Here is a 17,663-nt window from a genome sequence, read left to right as displayed (position 1 = left end):
GGGTGATTCTCTGGGAGAACATCCGCGCTTTCCAGTTCGTTCAAACCTGCGCGGTACTGCTGGTGATCATCGTCGTCGTCAGCCTGATCGACATCCTCTCGCAACGCCTGCGCAAGCAGTTCATCTGATTTTTCGGAGGGGTGCCCGCGGGCGCTTTTTTTAACGCATGAACTTGTCTAGACAAGATGAGCCGGTGTACCGCGAATTGGCCGACATCCTGCGTCGGGAGCTGGCGGATTACCGCGCCGGGGATTTCCTGCCGGGGGAGGTGATGTTGGCCGAACGCTTCGGGGTCAACCGCCATACCTTGCGCCGCGCCATTGATGAACTGGTGTTTGAAGGCAGCCTGTTGCGTCGCCAGGGCAAGGGCACCCAGGTGCTGGAGCGGCCGCTGATTTATTCGATGACTGCCGACAGTGCCTACAGCCAGTCGCTGTCGGCCCAGGGGCATGGCGTCGAAGCGCTGTTGCTCAAGCGCCGCTACTGCTTCGCCAGCCGTGAGGAGGCGCAGCATTTAGGGCTTGCCGAGATGGCACCGATGATCGAGTTGCAGACCTTGCGCAAGCTCGACAACCAACCGGTCAGCCTGATCCGCCATCGCTACTGCGCCAGCCACGCGCCGCTGCTGGCCGACTACACCGGCGGCTCCCTGCGCCAGTACTTGCGCGAACGGGACTTGCCGCTGACCCGTACCCAGAGCCTGATCGGCGCCCGTTTGCCCAACCGCGAAGAGGCCGCGCTGCTGCTGATGCCCCGGCATCTGCCGGCCCTGAGCGTGTTCACCCTTTCCCGCGATCGCGACGGCCGTGCCGTGGAGCTGGCCCAGTCCACCAGCCGTTCGGATCGCTTCCAGTACCAGGTCGTCACCTGATGGAGAACTCAATGCAAAACCCGGTTCCTCAAACTGAACGGCAGCACTGGATCGGCGTGCTGGCCCGCGCCCGACGCAGCGAATTGCAGCCCTTCGAAGACGCATTGCGCGATGTCGAGTACCAACTGATCCGTGCTCCGGAAATCGGCATGACCCTGGTCCGTGGCCGTATGGGCGGTAATGGCGCGCCGTTCAACGTCGGTGAAATGAGCGTGACCCGCTGCGTGGTGCGCCTGGCCGATGGCCGTACCGGTTACAGCTACCTGGCGGGTCGCGACAAGGTCCACGCCGAACTGGCCGCCTTGGCCGATGCGCATTTGCAGGGCGCGCAACAGCGCCACTGGCTGGCGGAAATGATCACGTCGCTGGCGACTGTCCAGGCCGAACGCCGGGCGCAAAAAGAGGCGGAAACCGCCGCCACCAAAGTCGAATTCTTCACCCTCGTGCGAGGAGAAAGCTGATGAGCGCACAGCTGTTGCAACCGGCGTTCGCCGACCCGGTGCTGGATGCCCAGCGCGGATTTCGCGCAGCCCTTAAAGCCTTGGCCGGCCCCGGTGTGATCCAGACCTTGCAAGCCACGCCGCGCCTGGATGGGCTGGAGCCTGCGACTTACGCGCTGTGCCTGGCGCTGCTGGATGTCGACACGCCGCTGTGGCTGGCGCCGTCCTTCGACACCCCACTGATCCGCGCCAACCTGGCGTTCCATTGTGGTTGCCCGTTGACCGCCCAGCGTGAAGACGCGCGGTTTGCCTTGCTTGCCGCTGACGATCTGCTCGATCTGAGCGGCTTCGATACAGGCAACGACCGTTACCCTGATCAGTCCTGCACCTTGCTGGTTCAACTGCCGAGCCTCGACGGAGGGGCAGGGCTGAAGTGGCGCGGGCCGGGGATCGAAAGCGAACACGGCGTCGCGCTGCCGCTGGCCGATGGCTTCTGGTGCGAACGTGAACAGCGCAACGAATTCCCCCGTGGCCTTGACCTGTTTTTCACTGCCGGCCATGACCTGATCGGCCTGCCCCGCAGCACCCGCATCGCAGAGGAGCGCGCCTGATGTACGTAGCCGTCAAGGGTGGCGAACAGGCCATCGACAATGCCCACCGACTGCTGGCGAAAAAGCGCCGGGGCGATACTTCGGTCGCTGAGCTCGGCGTCGAGCAGATCCGTCAGCAACTGCCGCTGGCGGTGGCGCGGGTGATGAGTGAAGGCTCGCTGTACGACGAAGAACTTGCTGCGCTGGCGATCAAGCAGGCCGCGGGGGATCTGGTGGAAGCGATCTTCCTGTTGCGTGCCTACCGCACCACGTTGCCGCGTTTCAGCCCGAGCCTGCCGATCGATACCGCGAACATGCTACTCAGCCGGCGTTTGTCCGCCACCTTCAAGGATGTGCCGGGCGGCCAACTGCTGGGCCCGACCTTCGATTACACCCATCGTCTGCTGGACTTCGCGCTGTTGGCCGAAGGCGAGCATCCGGGGCCGCAGGTCAATCCAGATTCCAGCCTCGAAGCTTGCCCGCGCGTCCTCGGTTTGCTCGCACAGGAAGGCTTGATCAAGACCGAATCCGACAACGGCGAAAGCGTGGCGGACATCACCCGCGATCCGCTGGAGCTGCCCGCCAATCGAGCCCAGCGTCTACAAGCCTTGGCCCGTGGCGACGAAGGTTTCCTCCTGGCGCTGGGCTATTCGACCCAGCGTGGTTATGGCCGCAATCACCCGTTCGCCGGGGAAATTCGCATCGGTGAAGTCGAGGTGTGGATCGACCCGGAAGAGCTGGGCTTCCCGATTAACCTGGGCTGCATCGAAGTCACCGAGTGCGAGATGGTCAACCAGTTTGTCGGCTCGGCCACGGAGCTGGCGCAGTTTACCCGTGGCTACGGCCTGGCCTTCGGACACGCCGAGCGCAAGGCCATGGGCATGGCGCTGGTCGATCGAGCGCTGCGCGCTGATGAATACAACGAAGAGATCGTGTCCCCGGCGCAGCAGGAAGAGTTCGTGCTGATGCACTGCGACAACGTCGAGGCCGCAGGCTTCGTCTCGCACCTCAAGCTGCCTCACTACGTCGACTTCCAGGCCGAACTGGAACTGATCCGCAAACTGCGCAAGCCTGCCGAGGGACAAAACCATGAATGACTTGAGCCAGGCACCGGTGCGCGATGCAGCGTACAACTTCGCCTACCTCGATGAGCAGACCAAACGCATGATCCGCCGCGCCTTGCTCAAGGCCGTGGCGATCCCGGGGTACCAGGTGCCGTTCGGCGGCCGCGAGATGCCGTTGCCCTACGGCTGGGGCACTGGTGGCATGCAGTTGACCGCCGCGATTCTCGGCGACGATGACGTGCTCAAGGTCATCGACCAGGGTGCGGACGACACCACCAACGCCGTATCGATTCGCCGCTTCTTCGCCCGCACCGCTGGCGTCGCAACCACTGAAAGTACGCCCGATGCCACGGTGATCCAGACCCGTCACCGCATCCCGGAAACGCCGCTGCATGCCGACCAGATCATGGTCTATCAGGTGCCGATTCCCGAGCCGCTGCGTTTTATCGAACCGTCGGAAACCGAGACCCGGACCATGCACGCCCTCAACGATTACGGGGTCATGCACGTCAAGCTCTATGAGGACATCGCCACCTTCGGTCACATTGCCACAGCCTATGCCTACCCGGTGATGGTCGACGAGCGCTACGTGATGGACCCGTCGCCAATCCCTAAATTCGACAACCCGAAACTCGACATGAGCCCGGCGTTGATGCTGTTCGGCGCCGGCCGGGAGAAGCGTTTGTACGCGGTGCCGCCGTACACCCGGGTCACCAGCCTCGACTTCGAGGATCACCCCTTCGAAGCGCAGAAGTGGGAAGAGTGCTGCGCCATCTGCGGCAGCCGTGAATCGTTCCTCGACGAGCTGATTCTCGACGACGCCGGCACCCAGAGCTTCGTCTGTTCCGACACCTATTACTGCGCCCAGCGCGTCAGCCAGCAGGAGCAGGGCCAATGAACCAGGCGCTGAAAAACGATCTGTCCGTGTCCACCGAACCCCTGCTACGAGTGCGCGACCTGTCCCTGTTGTACGGGCCGGAGAAGGGTTGTCAGGACGTCAGCTTCGATTTGTACCCCGGCGAAGTGTTGGGAATTGTCGGCGAATCCGGCTCGGGCAAGTCGACCTTGCTGTCCTTGCTCAGCGGCCGCCTTACGCCCCAGCACGGCAACATCGGTTACCGCGACAAACAGGGCCAATGGCTGGACCTGTACAGCGCCAGCGAAGCCGAGCGGCGCACCTTGCTGCGCACCGAATGGGGTTTTGTCGAGCAGAACCCACGAGACGGTTTGCGCATGGGGGTGTCCGCCGGGGCCAACATCGGCGAGCGGTTGATGGCCCAGGGCGTGCGCAATTACCAGCAGCTGCGCGGAGCAGGGCTGGATTGGCTGAGCCAGGTGGAAATCGATCCTCAGCGCATCGACGATTTGCCCCGGACCTTCTCTGGCGGCATGCAGCAGCGCCTGCAAATCGCCCGCAATCTGGTGTCCAGTCCGCGCCTGGTGTTCATGGACGAGCCGACCGGTGGCCTCGATGTGTCGGTGCAGGCGCGCTTGCTCGACCTCCTTCGTGGGCTGGTGCGTGAGCTGGACCTTGCCGTGGTGATCGTCACCCACGACCTGGCGGTGGCGCGTCTGCTGGCTGACCGCTTGATGGTGATGCGCCGCTCGCGGGTGGTGGAAACCGGGCTGACCGATCAGATCCTCGACGATCCGCAGCACCCTTACTCGCAACTGCTGGTGTCCTCGGTGTTGCAGCCGTGAAGCCCCGTTCAATAGTGGAAACCCTGCGATGAATACCTTGATCGAGGTCCGTGACCTCTCGAAAACCTTCACCCTGCATCAGCAGAACGGCGTAGTCCTCAATGTGCTGCGCGGGGTGGATTTCAGTGTGGCGGCCGGTGAATGCCTGGTGCTGCACGGCCAGTCCGGCGCGGGCAAGAGCACCTTGCTGCGCACCTTGTACGGCAACTACCTGCCGGCGGGCGGCAGTATCTGCGTGCAGCACGACGGCCAATGGCGGGAGCTGGTCGGTGCCGAGCCCCGGGACATTCTGCAAGTGCGCCAGCGCACCCTGGGTTATGTCAGTCAGTTCCTGCGGGTGATCCCGCGAGTGGCGTGCCTGGATGTGGTGATGGAGCCGGCCCTGGCCCGTGGCTGGTCGAAAGAGCAGGCGCAAGCACGTGCCGAATCCTTGCTCACTCGCCTGAACATCCCGCAACGCCTCTGGCAGCTGGCGCCCGGCACCTTCTCCGGAGGTGAGCAGCAGCGAGTCAACATCGCCCGCGGCTTCATGGTGGCCTGGCCGGTGATGTTGCTCGACGAACCGACTGCATCACTCGACGACAGCAATCGCCAGGTGGTGCTGGAACTGATGAACGAAGCCAAGAACGCCGGTGCCGCGCTGATCGGCATCTTCCACGACCGCGTCGCCCGCGAGGCGGTTGCCGACCGCCATCTCGACATGACTCCAGCCGCTGTGACTGAAAAGGAATACGCCGATGTCCGTTGAGCAGATCCTCAGCAATGCCCAACTGGTCACCGCCGACCGTGTGTTCTACGGCACCGTGTTGCTGCGCGACGGCTTGATCGCCGAGGTTGCCGAAGGCCCAAGTCGTTTGCCCCAGGCCCTGGACCTCAATGGCGATTACCTGCTGCCGGGCCTGGTGGAGTTGCACACCGACAACCTGGAGCGCCACATGACCCCGCGTCCCGGTGTGGACTGGCCGTCGGTGCCGGCGGTGCTCAGTCACGATGCACAGATCATCGCGGCAGGCATCACCACGGTGTTCGACGCGGTGTCCATCGGCGATGTGAATCCCAAGGGCAATCGCATGCAGAAACTGCCGGCGATGCTCGACGCCATCGCCAAAGCCTCCGACGCCGGGCTGACCCGTGCCGAACACCGTCTGCACTTGCGCTGCGAGCTGTGCCACCCGGACACCCTCAGCGTGTTCCGCGATCTGGTGGAGAACCCGCTGGTGCAATTGGTGTCTGTTATGGACCACTCGCCGGGTCAGCGCCAGTTCGTGCTGGAATCCAAGTACCGTGAGTACTACATGGGCAAGTACCACTTGACCACCACGCAGATGGACGAGTTCATCGCGCTGCAAATGGCCAACTCGCGCACCTATAGCGACCGCTACCGCGCGGCGATTGTCGAGCATTGCCTGGCCCTTGGCCTGTCGGTGGCCAGCCATGACGACGCGACCCTGGCCCATGTCGAGGAGTCGGCGCGCTACGGCATGACCATCGCCGAGTTCCCGACCACCGTCGAGGCCGCGCGCGGTTGCCGGGAGCACGGCATGAATGTGTTGATGGGCGCACCGAACATCGTGCGCGGCGGGTCGCACTCGGGTAACGTGGCCGCCGCTGAGCTTGCCGCCGAAGGCTTGCTGGATATTCTGTCCAGCGACTACTACCCGGCAAGCCTGCTGCAATCGGCGTTCGCGCTGGCGGCGCAGAGTGAGCGGATCGGTCTGGCCGAAGCGGTGCGCATGGTCAGCCTGAATCCGGCCCGGGCCGCCGGCCTGAACGATCGTGGCGAGATTGCCCCGGGCTTGCGGGCTGATCTGCTGCAAGCGCGTAGTCAGGACGGTCTGCCAGTGGTCCAGCAAGTATGGCGACAAGCGAAGAGGGTGTTTTGATGTCGGGCAGGTTGATCTATCTCATCGGGCCTTCAGGTTCGGGCAAGGACAGCCTGCTGGATGCGGCGCGAGCGCGGTTGGCCGAACGCGGTTGCCGTATCGTGCGGCGGGTCATTACCCGCTCGGCCGAAGCCGTGGGCGAGGCGGCGCTGGGCGTCAGCGCGCAGCAATTTGCCGACATGGAAGCCCGGGGCGCGTTTGCCCTGAGCTGGCACGCCAATGGATTGTCCTATGGCATCGGGCGGGAAATCGACGATTGGCTGGCCGGCGGCCAGGACGTACTGGTCAATGGCTCGCGGGGGCATTTGCAGAACACCCGGCTGCGTTATCCGAATGTGCTGGTGCTGTTGCTGACCGTGGATCAGGCCGTGTTGCGTCAACGACTGCTGGAGCGTGGACGTGAGTCGCTGATCGAGATCGATCAGCGTTTGGCGCGCAATGCCCGATTCAACGAGCAGCTGCTGGCGCAGGACTCGGCCGTGCACCTGCTCGACAACTCCGGGCAGCTGGAGTCTACAGTCGAACGCTTGTTGGCCTGTATTGACGAGCAAACCCCATGCGTTTGACGTTGCTGGGCACCGGCGATGCCCGGCAAGTCCCGGTCTACGGCTGTGAGTGTGTGGCTTGCGATGCGGCCCGCAAGGATGAGCGCTTGCAGCGTCGACCGTGCAGCGCGCTGATCGAGTGCGGTGATCAGCGCTGGTTGATCGACAGCGGCTTGCCTGACCTGTGCGAACGGTTCCCGCCGCACAGTTTCAACGGCATTTTCCAGACCCATTACCACGCCGATCACGCCCAGGGCCTGTTGCATCTGCGCTGGGGCCAGGGCCTGGTGATTCCAGTCCACGGTCCCGTGGACCCGGAAGGCCTGGCCGACCTCTACAAACACCCCGGCATTCTCGATTTCAGCCAACCCTTCGAAGGCTTCGAAACCCGGCAGTTCGGCGCGCTCAGCGTCACTGCGCTGCCGCTGCAACACTCGAAACCGACCCTCGGTTATTTGCTGGAAGGAGAAGGGCGGCGAATCGCCTACCTGACCGACACCGTAGGCTTGCCGCCGGACACGTTTAACTGGCTGCGGCATGAACCACTGGATGTGCTGGTGCTGGATTGCTCCCTGCCACCGCAACCCCAGGCCCCGCGCAATCACAATGATTTGAACCTGGCCTTGCAGTGCATCGACGAGTTGCAGCCGAAGTCGGCGGTGTTGACCCATGTCGGGCATACCCTGGATGCCTGGTTGATGCAGCACCGGGGTGAATTGCCGGCGAATGTCAGGGTCGGGTTTGATGGGTGTGTGTTGTAGTGATCAGGTGTGGTGATTTTCAGAACATTGCCCGGAAACGGGCCGCCGCGGAAAACGAGCCGGTCTCCACCACGTAGACGAAGGTTTCCATTGCGACGAGGCGGTCCATTGGAGGTCCTTGTGCAGGTCGAATGGCTGTGAAGATCCAGTGTGGGCGGGCTTGCTCGCGAATGCGTAGTATCAGTCGACATTGATGTTGAATGTCAGTCCGCCTTCGCGAGCAAGCCCGCTCCCACATTTGTCAGGTGGCGTTGATCAGAACGCGGCTTTCCCCACGGAAGCACCGCCATCGACAAACAGCGTCTGCCCGGTGATGAAGCCGCTCTGCTCCGACAACAGAAACGTAATCGCCGAGGCAATTTCCTGGGGTTGCCCCAGGCGGCCCATCGGCACGCTGGCCAGATACCGCGCTTCACCTTCGCTGCCCGGCGGGTTATTGGCGCGGAACAGTTCGGTTTCGGTCGGCCCCGGCGCCACCGCATTCACAGTGACACCGCTTTGCGCCAGTTCCAGCGCCCACGAGCGGGTGAAGCTGACCAGCGCCGCCTTGGCCGCGGCATAAGCCGTGCGCTGGGTAATTCCGAGTACCGTCAGGCTGGAAACGTTCACTACCCGGCCCCAACCCTTGGCGCGCATGTTCGGCAACAGCGCCTGGGTGGCCTGCAAGGCCGAATGCAGATTGACCCGCATGACGTCGTCGAAGGTATCCAGATCGATTTCACCGAGGGCTTGCGGGCGCACCAGGCCGACGTTGTTCACCAATCCATCGAACTCGTACGTTTGGGCCAGATCCGCCAGCACTTCCCTGGCCAGTGTCCGGTCGCTCAGGTCCAGCGGAAACAGAATGCCGGGAAATGTCAGGTCGGGCTTGCGGGCAATGCCCACCACGCGATGACCGGCCCGGTCCAGATGCTCGGCCACCGCCCGGCCAATGCCTTTGCTGGCACCGGTGATGAGAAAGGTGCGTCGGGTCATGGCTACTCCTTGTAAGGGCATGCCGCCGGCCGGGCGGCACTTGATCGGGTCAGCCGCGAATCGTATCCAGCATCGCTTCAGGCTCTGGGCATCGAGTGTAATCGGGGTTGACCCCGGCGCAACAGATCACGCCATCTGCGGGCGGCGATTGAACTAAGCCGTCGCCAGCGAACCCTTCTGCGAAACACTCAGGAACCGCAGCAACGCCAGCAGCGGAAACGCGCTGCCGACGATCACGATCCACAACCAGCCGCCGTGTTCGTACACAGCGCTGGCCACCGAAGAACCGAAGGCACCGCCGATGAAGATGCTGGTCATGTACAGCGCATTCAGGCGGCTGCGGCTTTTGCCATCGAGGGCGTAGACCGCGCGCTGGCCGAGGACCATGTTCATCTGCACGCAGAAGTCGAGCACCACGCCGGTCACCGCCAGGCCGATGACGCTGTACACCGGATGGATAAATGCCGGCAAAAAACTCAGGCTGGCGAACAGCAGCGCCAGCAACGAAGCGATGCGGGTATGGCCGGCATCGGCCAGGCGTCCGGCGATGGGCGCGGCAATGGCGCCGATGGCGCCCACCAGCGCGAAGATCGCAATCTCGCTTTGCGACAAACCGTGATTGCGCGCCAGTTCCAGCGGTACGGCAGTCCAGAACAGGCTGAAAGTGGCAAACATGCAGCCTTGGTAAAAGGCACGCTGGCGCAGCACCGGTTGTTGGCGCAACAGCGTCCACAACGAGCCCAGCAACTGGCCATAGGAGGCACTGTGATCAGGCTCGCGCTTGGGTATGGTCACGGCCAGCACAATGCTGATGGCTGCCATCAACACGGCGGCAATCATGAACATCGCCCGCCAGCCGAAGTGGTCGGCCACCACGCTGGACACCGGACGAGCCAGCAGAATGCCGAGCAGCAAACCGCCCATGATCCCGCCCACCACACGGCCACGGGTCTCTTCCGGCGCCAGGTGCGCGGCCAGCGGAATCAGGATCTGCACCGAAACCGAACTGAACCCCACCAACAGCGAAATCAGCAAAAACACGTTCGGCTGATCGGTAAACGCCGCACCCAGCAGGCTGGCGATTGCCACCAGCGTGGTGATGATCATCAACCGGCGGTTTTCCAGCAGATCCCCCAGCGGCACCAGGAAGAACAGCCCCAGCGCATAGCCGATCTGGGTCAGGGACACGATCAGGCTGGCCATGGTGTTGGTCAGGCCGATATCCGGAGCGATCAGGCCGATGATCGGCTGGGCGTAGTAGATGTTGGCGACAATGGCGCCACAGCAGAAGGCGAACAGCAGCACCATGCCTCGGGTCATTGTCGCGGTGCCGTGGGGCACCTGGGTTGCTGGGTTCATAACGGGTCTCGCTGTACGGAAAGGAATGCGCGCAGGCTAATGGGCCGGCTGAATCGGCGGAAGCGGGATTGGAGTGATAGTAATCATTCCATTGCGGAATGATTGACGGACGCGTGTGTCGTCCGCCGAACTGCCTTGCGTCAGAACATCAAGGCTCAATGATACATTCACTTACATCTGCTTCGATAGCGTGCTTATGTTCTCTCTCCATGTCTCATAACCGGAGGGCTGCTCCATGAATGTGAAGTTCCGTCAGCTGATTCGCTGGGTTTCAGTCGCCACCTTGATCAGTGTATTCAACGCCGGGCTGGTCCAGGCCGAGGATGCACCGGGTATGCGCATCGGCGTGCGCGGCGAGATCACCGGGGTCAATGCGGACGTTCTGAAAGTCCATGCCAACAGCGGTGACAACCTGGTGATCAACCTGACCCGGGACACCAAGGTCCGTGCCGTGACCCTGGCCAACATCGAAGACATCAAACCCGGCAGCTACATTGGCTCCGCGGCCATTCCCCAGGAAGATGGCACCCTCAAGGCCCTGGAGGTCCACGTTTTTCCGCCGGAACTGGCCGGCAGTGGCGACGGTCATCGGCCGTTTGACCTGGTCAAGGGCAGCAGCATGACCAACGGCAGCGTCGGCGACCTGGTGGTGAGCAATGGTCGGGTGCTGACCGTCAACTACAAGGGCGGCCAACAGAAGATCCTGGTGCCCGAAGACGTCCCCATCGTCAATCTGGTGCCGGCCGATCGCAGCCTGTTGAAGGTCGGCGTGAAGATCGTCACCTTTGTGACGCAGAGTGCTGACGGCACGCTCACCGCCCAGTCCATCTCGGCGGGCAAGGATGGCGTGACGCCGCCGATGTAGCCGGCACGTGGCAACCGGCCATCCGAAGAAAAACCCGCATGGCCCCGACAGCTAGAATCTACAGGGGGGATCACTTCAATGTGTCCTTACAAGCGGGAGTATCACGATGAAAATCGTATCTTCGCTGGCGTTAGTTGTAGCGGTCGGCGGGCTCTGTGGCTGCTCGACAGTGCCTGAAAGCCAAGTCACCAACGTTCCCCTGAATGGCACCTCGATCAATGCCGGAAATATTGGCCGGCCGATCATGATGCCCAGTGGGCATGACACCGTGTTCTGGTTTGCGCTCAGTGGCGAGCCCATGGGCAGCGCGCTGCCGGGCCGCTTGATGGCTTACATCTATCCGGGCAGATGCGAGAACCTGGGTGCGAAACCGGCCTATGACATGAACGACGGACCCAATGCGCGGTTCTATTCTGCGGCCTCGCACCAGTCTTTCTGGAAGAGCGCACCAGTCGCCGTCGAGACCCTTCGAGCCGGCGGCTACGCCTTGGTGGTGCGTGAGAGCCCGGCTGACGGTCACCAGGCCATTTTCTGCGGAAATCTGAGCTGAAACAGCAGGCGAAAAAACTGTGGGAGCGGGCTTGCTCGCGAAGAGGGCATCACATTCAACATTTATGTCGACTGTTACGCGGCTTTCGCGAGCAAGCCCGCTCCCACAGGAGTTGCAGTGTTCAGGCGATTACTGACCGCTGTAGATCTGGTCGAAAATCCCACCATCATTGAAGTGGGTCTTCTGCACGGTGCGCCAGTCACCGAAGGTCTTTTCGACCGACAGGAAGTCCACTTTCGGGAAGCGGTCGGTGTACTTGGCCAGCACGGCCGGGTCACGCGGGCGCAGGTAGTTCGCCGCGGCAATCTCCTGGCCTTCCGGCGACCACAGGTACTTCAGGTATTCTTCGGCGGCGGCGCGGGTGCCTTTCTTGTCGACGGTCTTGTCGACCACCGATACCGGTGGCTCGGCTTCGGCGGAAACGCTTGGGTAGATGACTTCGAACTGATCACGGCCGAACTCGCGGGCGATCATTTCCGCTTCGTTCTCGAAGGTCACCAGCACGTCACCGATCTGGTTGGTCATGAAGGTGGTGGTCGCGGCACGGCCACCGGTGTCGAGTACCGGCGCTTGCTTGAACAGCTTGCCGACGAATTCCTTCGCCTTGTTCTCGTCACCGCCGTTTTTCAGCACGTAGCCCCAGGCCGAGAGGTAGGTGTAGCGGCCGTTACCGGAGGTCTTCGGGTTCGGGACGATGACCTGGACGCCGTCCTTGAGCAGGTCCGGCCAGTCTTTCAGGGCTTTCGGGTTGCCCTTGCGCACGATGAACACCGTGGCCGAAGTGAACGGCGCGCTGTTGTTCGGCAGGCGCGTGACCCAGTTGTCCGGCACCAGTTTGCCATTGTCCGCCAGGGCGTTGATGTCGGTGGCCATGTTCATGGTGATCACGTCAGCCGGCAGGCCGTCGATCACCGAGCGCGCCTGTTTGCTGGAGCCGCCGAAGGACATCTGCAGGGTGATGTTTTCGTTGTGCTCGGCTTGCCAGTGTTTCTGGAACGCAGTGTTGTAGTCCTTGTAGAAATCGCGCATCACGTCGTAGGAAACGTTGAGCAGGGTCGGTGCGGCTTGAGCCATGCTGGTCAGTGCCAGGCCAGCGGCCAGAAAAGAGGCGCCAAAGAGTTTTTTCACTGCGCAATCCTTGTTCTATTTAAAAGATGGGGCATTTTGCCAGCGACTATAACTGGGCTCGCATAGTCCTTTAAAGATTAAAAAGCTCTTTGCTTATTCCAGTTTTTTGAACAGCGCGTTGCCGCAACGGGAGCAGAACGCGGCGCCGTGTTCGTGGCTGTTTTTCTTGCACACCGGGCAGTCGTGTTGAAGCTGATCGCCGCGCATGGCGTTGGCCAGTTCAGCGGTGAAAATCCCGGTTGGCACGGCGATGATCGAGTAACCGGTGATCATCACCAGCGACGAAACCACCTGGCCCAGCGGCGTTTTCGGCACGATGTCGCCGAAGCCCACGGTAGTCAGGGTCACGATTGCCCAATAGATGCCCTTGGGAATGCTGGTGAAGCCGTGTTCCGGGCCTTCGATCACATACATGAGCGTGCCGAACACCGTTACCAGGGTGCAGACGCTGACCAGGAATACCACGATCTTCTGCTTGCTGCCGCGCAACGCCGACATCAGGTAATTGGCTTGCTTGAGGTATGGGCTGAGCTTGAGTACGCGGAAAATCCGCAGCATCCGGATGATGCGGATGATCAACAGGTACTGCGCATCGGCGTAATACAGCGCGAGGATGCCGGGCACGATGGCCAGCAGGTCCACCAGCCCATAGAAACTGAAGGCATAGCGCAGGGGCTTGGGCGAGCAATACAGGCGCAGGATGTACTCGCCGAGGAAGATCACCGTGAAACCCCACTCGATATAGGCGAGTACATCGGCGTAGTTGCGGTGAATGCTGTCGATGCTATCGAGCATCACGATCACCAGGCTGGCGAGGATGATCAACAGCAGGATGCCGTCGAAGCGCCGACCCGCCTGGGTGTCGGTATGGAAAATCATGACGTAAAGGTCTTCACGCCAGTGTTTGCTGCTGTCCATGGGTAACGCCTGACTCAATGATCAGCGCAGCCTAGGTTGATTCTCCCCGGTAGCGCAAGGCGCGCTTTCGACTGCAGCCTTGCCGAGCATTTGCACAACGCAGCGGATCAGCCAGCCGGCAAGTATGAACGGTGCGGTCAGCGTGGGCAGGCCGATGGCGGCAAACACCGGCGTCAGCAGCAATGCCAGGCCGATGCCAACCAGCGGCAGCCACGGTTGGCGGCGCTGCGAACTAAAGGCGAGGGCGGCCAGTACGGCGTTGTAGCCACCGAGGCCCAGCAGTGCGGTGTAGAAATCGTGGTGCAGCAGGCTCCAGCCCATGCCCGCGACAGACGCCAGCATTGCCCAGCAGAAGGCGCGGCGATCGGCAATCAGCAAACCGGCGGCAATCATTGCACCGGCCAGTGGGTGACCCAGGAACATCACCTGGCCAATGCCTTTGAGGGGGGCGGCGAGCATGTTCAGCGTGCTGACTTCGATCAAGTGCGCCTCTGTCGAGGGCGTGGCGAAGCACAGCAGCAACCAGCCCAGTCCAACGAAGGGGGCGGTGTAGGCGGGCAGGTATTGGCTGAACCGGACGCGCTTGAGCCACTGCTGGGTGATCATCGCGCTCAGGCCACCGGCGGCCAGAATCAGTGGCGGCATCATCGCCGACCAAGGGAAGTACAGGCTCAGCAGCAGACCGAGCAGCACGCCGTTGTAGCTGTATAGACCGGCCTGACGATCAGCCTTGGCATAGTTGCGACGTTGCGCGGTGAGCAACCCGGCGACACCGCCGAGCAAGGCGCCGCCGAGCAGGGCGGGCGCGGTGAACAAAATGGCCAGCAGGCACAGCAGGCCGCACAGCGGATTGCGCTGGAGAAAGATCTGGCTGAAGCCGTTGAGCATCGCTTCGGCCCAGTCGGGGCAGTGGGTGTTGAAATGGTTGGCAGGCATGATGAGGTCTGGGGGCAGTAGGAAAAGCCATGGTCTTGCAAAAGTCTGTGGCGAGGGGGCTTGCCCCCGTTGGGTCGCGAAGCGGCCCCAAATCCGGTGAATGCGGTTTCTCTGTGGAACCCGTCATGCCGAAAGACGACTGCTACGCAGTCGAACGGGGGCAAGCCCCCTCGCCACAAAAGCTGTTCTTTATATCAGCGTCTCGATACGCAAAGAGTTAGTCGATCCCGGCTGCCCAAAGGGCACACCGGCGGTGATCAATAACGTGTCGCCACGCTGCGCCATGCCCTGGGCCTGGGCGATCTCCAGCGCCGTGGAGCAGACTTCGTCGACCTGGCGCAGGCGGTCGTTGACCACCGAGTGCACGCCCCAGGCCACGGTCAGGCGACGAGCGGTCTGCAGGTTCGGCGTCAGGTTTAGGATTGGCACGGTCGGCCGTTCCCGCGCAGCCCGCAGGCTCGACGTGCCCGACTCGCTGTAGTTCACCAGCACCGCCACCGGCAGCACGTTGCTGATGCGGCGAATGGCGCAGCTGATCGCATCGGAAACAGTCGCCTCGGCCTTCGGCCGGCTGACGTCGAGTTGAGTCTGGTAGTCCGGACCGTTTTCCACCTGGCGGATGATCTTGCTCATCATCTGCACGGCTTCGAGCGGGTACTCGCCGGACGCGGTTTCCGCCGACAGCATCACCGCGTCCGCACCTTCGGCCACCGCGTTGGCGACATCGGTTACCTCGGCGCGGGTTGGCGCCGGTGAGAAGCGCATCGACTCGAGCATCTGCGTCGCCACCACCACCGGCTTACCGAGCTGGCGGCAGGTGCTAATGATGTTCTTCTGAATCTGCGGCACGCTTTCGGCCGGCACTTCCACGCCCAGGTCACCACGGGCGACCATGATCGCGTCGCTCAATTCGGCGATCTCGCGCAGTTGCTCAACGGCCGACGGCTTCTCGATCTTGGCCATCAGGAACGCCTTGTCACCGATCAGGGTGCGGGCTTCGCGGATGTCATCCGGACGTTGCACGAACGACAGCGCCACCCAGTCCACACCCAGCTCCAGGCCGAAGGTCAGGTCGCGGCGATCCTTGGCGGTCAGCGGGCTCAGGTCGAGCACCGCTTGCGGCACGTTCACGCCTTTGCGGTCCGACAGTTCGCCGCCATTGAGCACGGTGGTGTCGATGGCGTCGGCGTACTTGGTCACTACCCGCAGGCGCAATTTGCCGTCGTCCAGCAGCAGGTCCATGCCCGGCTCCAGGGCGGCGATGATTTCCGGATGCGGCAGGTTGACCCGGCGCTCATCGCCCGGCGTCGCATCCAGGTCCAGGCGCAAGGCCTGGCCGCGGACCAGTTGCACTTTGCCTTCGGCGAACTTGCCAACCCGCAGTTTCGGGCCTTGCAGGTCCATCAGAATGCCCAATGGATAATTGAGCTGGCGCTCGACTTCACGGATCCACTGAAAACGCTGGGCGTGGTCGGCGTGATCGCCATGGCTGAAGTTCAGTCGGAAGATGTTGACCCCGGCCAGCACCAGCTCACGGATGTCGTCGATGCCGTCGATGGCAGGACCCAGGGTGGCGAGGATTTTGACCTTTTTATCAGGCGTCATGTTTAGTGCTCTCAAGGATCAGAATGGCGCGGAAGTCGTTGACGTTGGTACGGGTCGGCTCGGTGACGATCAGCGCGTCGAGCGCCTCGAAGTAGCCGTAGCCATTGTTGTTGTCCAACTCGTCGCTGGCGCTCAAACCCAGCGCGGCGGCGCGGGCGTAGCTGTCCGGGGTCATGATCGCGCCGGCGTTGTCTTCGGAGCCGTCGATGCCATCGGTGTCGCCGGCCAGCGCGTAGACGCCAGGCAGGCCCTTGAGGCTGTCGGTCAGGCTGAGCAGGAACTCGGCGTTGCGCCCGCCACGGCCATTGCCGCGTACGGTCACGGTGGTTTCGCCACCCGAGAGGATCACGCAGGGGGCCGCCAGTGGCTGGCCGTGCAGGACGATTTGTCGTGCGATGCCGGCGTGGACTTTCGCCACCTCGCGGGATTCGCCTTCCAGGTCACCGAGGATCAGCGGACTGAACCCGGCCTGACGGCATTTCACCGCCGCCGCTTCAAGGGATTGCTGCGGGCGGGCGATTAACTGGAAATGACTGCGGGCCAGGCTCGGATCACCGGGTTTGACGGTCTCCGACTCGGGGCTTTGCAGCCAGTTGCGCACCGAGACCGGAACTTCGATGGCGTAGCGCTTGAGGATCGCCAGGGCTTCGGCCGAGGTGCTCGGGTCGGCCACGGTAGGGCCGGAGGCGATGACCGTGGCGAGGTCGCCCGGCACATCGGAAATCGCATAGGTGTAGACAGTGGCCGGCCAGCAGGCTTTGCCCAGGCGACCGCCCTTGATTGCCGAGAGGTGCTTGCGCACGCAGTTCATCTCGCCAATGGTTGCGCCAGACTTGAGCAGGGCTTTGTTGATCGACTGTTTGTCGGCCAGGGTGATGCCTTCGGCCGGCAGTGCGAGCAGGGCAGAGCCGCCGCCGGAGAGCAGGAAGATCACGCGGTCGTTTTCGCTGAGGTCGCTGACCAGCTCCAGCACACGCTTGGCCACGGCCAGGCCGGCGGCGTCCGGTACCGGATGCGCGGCTTCGACCACTTCGATTTTTTCGCAAGGTGCGCCGTGACCGTAACGGGTCACCACGAGGCCTGTGACTTCACCCTGCCAGCAACGCTCGACCACCTGGGCCATGGCGGCGGCGGCTTTGCCGGCACCGATGACGATCACGCGACCGCTGCGGTCGGCAGGCAGATGGGCTTCGAGGACTTGTTGCGGATGCGCCGCGTCGATGGCTGTGGCAAACAGCTCGCGCAGCAATTGTTGCGGATCGACCGACATGGCGGGCTCCCGGAATTCTTGTTATTTGAAGGGCAACTCGGGTTCCTGTGGGAGCGGGGTTGTGTGGCGAGGGGGCTTGCCCCCGTTTGAGTGCGCAGCACTCACAAAATCTTTGGTGTTCAAGAGATTTTGGGGCCGCTTCGCAGCCCAGCGGGGGGCAAGCCCCCTCGCAACAGTCTTGCTCCCACAGGTTTGATGCGGG

19 protein-coding genes and 1 pseudogene are annotated in these 17,663 nt (G+C 62.7%); 13 read left to right on the top strand and 7 right to left on the bottom strand.

Annotation, left to right across the window (positions count from 1 at the left end; translation table 11 throughout):
• From KGA88_RS25740 to phnP, 11 genes and pseudogenes are all read left to right on the top strand, one after another.
• Positions 1-128: pseudogene (locus KGA88_RS25740) on the top strand (phosphonate ABC transporter, permease protein PhnE); the annotation flags it as partial.
• A gap of 38 nt (positions 129-166) precedes the next feature.
• The gene (gene phnF / locus KGA88_RS25735; protein WP_181432175.1) at positions 167-871 is read left to right on the top strand and encodes a phosphonate metabolism transcriptional regulator PhnF; all 705 of its coding nucleotides are present in this window, start codon (positions 167-169) and stop codon (positions 869-871) included.
• Between the two features lie 11 nt (positions 872-882).
• Positions 883-1,332, top strand: coding sequence for a phosphonate C-P lyase system protein PhnG (gene phnG, locus KGA88_RS25730; RefSeq protein WP_223595166.1), 450 nt, complete (start codon positions 883-885; stop codon positions 1,330-1,332).
• Positions 1,332-1,922: a phosphonate C-P lyase system protein PhnH gene (phnH, locus tag KGA88_RS25725; protein WP_223595164.1), complete on the top strand. Its 591-nt coding sequence runs from the start codon at positions 1,332-1,334 to the stop codon at positions 1,920-1,922. The genes phnG and phnH overlap by 1 nt, the downstream gene beginning before the upstream one ends.
• Complete coding sequence (locus KGA88_RS25720; protein ID WP_223595162.1) at positions 1,922-2,998, top strand: carbon-phosphorus lyase complex subunit PhnI; 1,077 nt, start codon at positions 1,922-1,924, stop codon at positions 2,996-2,998. The genes phnH and KGA88_RS25720 overlap by 1 nt, the downstream gene beginning before the upstream one ends.
• Entirely contained in the window at positions 2,991-3,863 is an 873-nt protein-coding gene (locus KGA88_RS25715) for an alpha-D-ribose 1-methylphosphonate 5-phosphate C-P-lyase PhnJ (RefSeq protein WP_223595159.1), read from the top strand. Before KGA88_RS25720 ends, KGA88_RS25715 begins: the two co-directional genes overlap by 8 nt.
• Positions 3,860-4,666, top strand: coding sequence for a phosphonate C-P lyase system protein PhnK (phnK, locus tag KGA88_RS25710; RefSeq protein ID WP_110661738.1), 807 nt, complete (start codon positions 3,860-3,862; stop codon positions 4,664-4,666). Before KGA88_RS25715 ends, phnK begins: the two co-directional genes overlap by 4 nt.
• Positions 4,667-4,694: 28 nt before the next feature.
• Positions 4,695-5,414 carry a phosphonate C-P lyase system protein PhnL gene (phnL, locus tag KGA88_RS25705; RefSeq protein ID WP_223595157.1) on the top strand — a complete coding sequence of 240 codons (720 nt, stop codon included), beginning with the start codon at positions 4,695-4,697 and terminating at the stop codon, positions 5,412-5,414.
• Positions 5,404-6,549 (top strand): alpha-D-ribose 1-methylphosphonate 5-triphosphate diphosphatase, encoded by a 1,146-nt coding sequence (locus KGA88_RS25700; RefSeq protein ID WP_223595155.1) that lies wholly within the window; start codon positions 5,404-5,406, stop codon positions 6,547-6,549. Before phnL ends, KGA88_RS25700 begins: the two co-directional genes overlap by 11 nt.
• Positions 6,549-7,115 carry a phosphonate metabolism protein/1,5-bisphosphokinase (PRPP-forming) PhnN gene (gene phnN, locus KGA88_RS25695; RefSeq protein WP_110661741.1) on the top strand — a complete coding sequence of 189 codons (567 nt, stop codon included), beginning with the start codon at positions 6,549-6,551 and terminating at the stop codon, positions 7,113-7,115. The genes KGA88_RS25700 and phnN overlap by 1 nt, the downstream gene beginning before the upstream one ends.
• A complete protein-coding gene (phnP, locus tag KGA88_RS25690; RefSeq protein ID WP_223595153.1) occupies positions 7,106-7,855 on the top strand; it encodes a phosphonate metabolism protein PhnP in 750 nt (249 codons plus the stop codon). Before phnN ends, phnP begins: the two co-directional genes overlap by 10 nt.
• A gap of 255 nt (positions 7,856-8,110) precedes the next feature.
• Here phnP and KGA88_RS25685 read toward each other — a convergent pair whose 3' ends face one another.
• On the bottom strand, positions 8,111-8,830 hold the full coding sequence (locus KGA88_RS25685) for an SDR family oxidoreductase (protein WP_223595142.1): 720 nt from the start codon (positions 8,828-8,830) through the stop codon (positions 8,111-8,113).
• Positions 8,831-8,983: 153 nt separating this feature from the next.
• On the bottom strand, positions 8,984-10,189 hold the full coding sequence (locus KGA88_RS25680; protein ID WP_223595140.1) for an MFS transporter: 1,206 nt from the start codon (positions 10,187-10,189) through the stop codon (positions 8,984-8,986).
• A gap of 235 nt (positions 10,190-10,424) precedes the next feature.
• On the opposite strand from KGA88_RS25680, the gene KGA88_RS25675 reads away from it, so the two are divergent.
• Positions 10,425-11,054, top strand: a complete 630-nt coding sequence (locus KGA88_RS25675) for a hypothetical protein (protein ID WP_110661796.1) — start codon at positions 10,425-10,427, stop codon at positions 11,052-11,054.
• Positions 11,055-11,160: 106 nt separating this feature from the next.
• Entirely contained in the window at positions 11,161-11,604 is a 444-nt protein-coding gene (locus KGA88_RS25670; RefSeq protein ID WP_223595138.1) for a hypothetical protein, read from the top strand.
• A 129-nt stretch (positions 11,605-11,733) separates the two neighbouring features.
• Here the strand turns inward: KGA88_RS25670 and KGA88_RS25665 are convergent, their stop codons facing one another.
• The 5 genes from KGA88_RS25665 to KGA88_RS25645 form a co-directional block, all read right to left on the bottom strand.
• Positions 11,734-12,732: a sulfate ABC transporter substrate-binding protein gene (locus KGA88_RS25665; RefSeq protein WP_110661794.1), complete on the bottom strand. Its 999-nt coding sequence runs from the start codon at positions 12,730-12,732 to the stop codon at positions 11,734-11,736.
• A gap of 93 nt (positions 12,733-12,825) precedes the next feature.
• Positions 12,826-13,650, bottom strand: a complete 825-nt coding sequence (locus KGA88_RS25660; RefSeq protein WP_223595136.1) for an ion transporter — start codon at positions 13,648-13,650, stop codon at positions 12,826-12,828.
• Positions 13,651-13,671: 21 nt separating this feature from the next.
• The gene (locus KGA88_RS25655; protein WP_110661792.1) at positions 13,672-14,586 is read right to left on the bottom strand and encodes an urea transporter; all 915 of its coding nucleotides are present in this window, start codon (positions 14,584-14,586) and stop codon (positions 13,672-13,674) included.
• A gap of 189 nt (positions 14,587-14,775) precedes the next feature.
• Positions 14,776-16,191: a pyruvate kinase gene (pyk, locus tag KGA88_RS25650; protein WP_110662678.1), complete on the bottom strand. Its 1,416-nt coding sequence runs from the start codon at positions 16,189-16,191 to the stop codon at positions 14,776-14,778.
• The gene (locus tag KGA88_RS25645) at positions 16,181-17,461 is read right to left on the bottom strand and encodes a glycerate kinase (protein ID WP_223595134.1); all 1,281 of its coding nucleotides are present in this window, start codon (positions 17,459-17,461) and stop codon (positions 16,181-16,183) included. Before KGA88_RS25645 ends, pyk begins: the two co-directional genes overlap by 11 nt.
• Positions 17,462-17,663 lie beyond the last annotated feature (202 nt).

It is taken from the genome of Pseudomonas sp. A-R-19 (assembly GCF_019956575.1).
Taxonomy (GTDB): Bacteria; Pseudomonadota; Gammaproteobacteria; order Pseudomonadales; family Pseudomonadaceae; genus Aquipseudomonas.
Note: the sequence above shows the minus strand (reverse complement) of the source record. Positions and strands in the feature narration are given on the sequence as shown.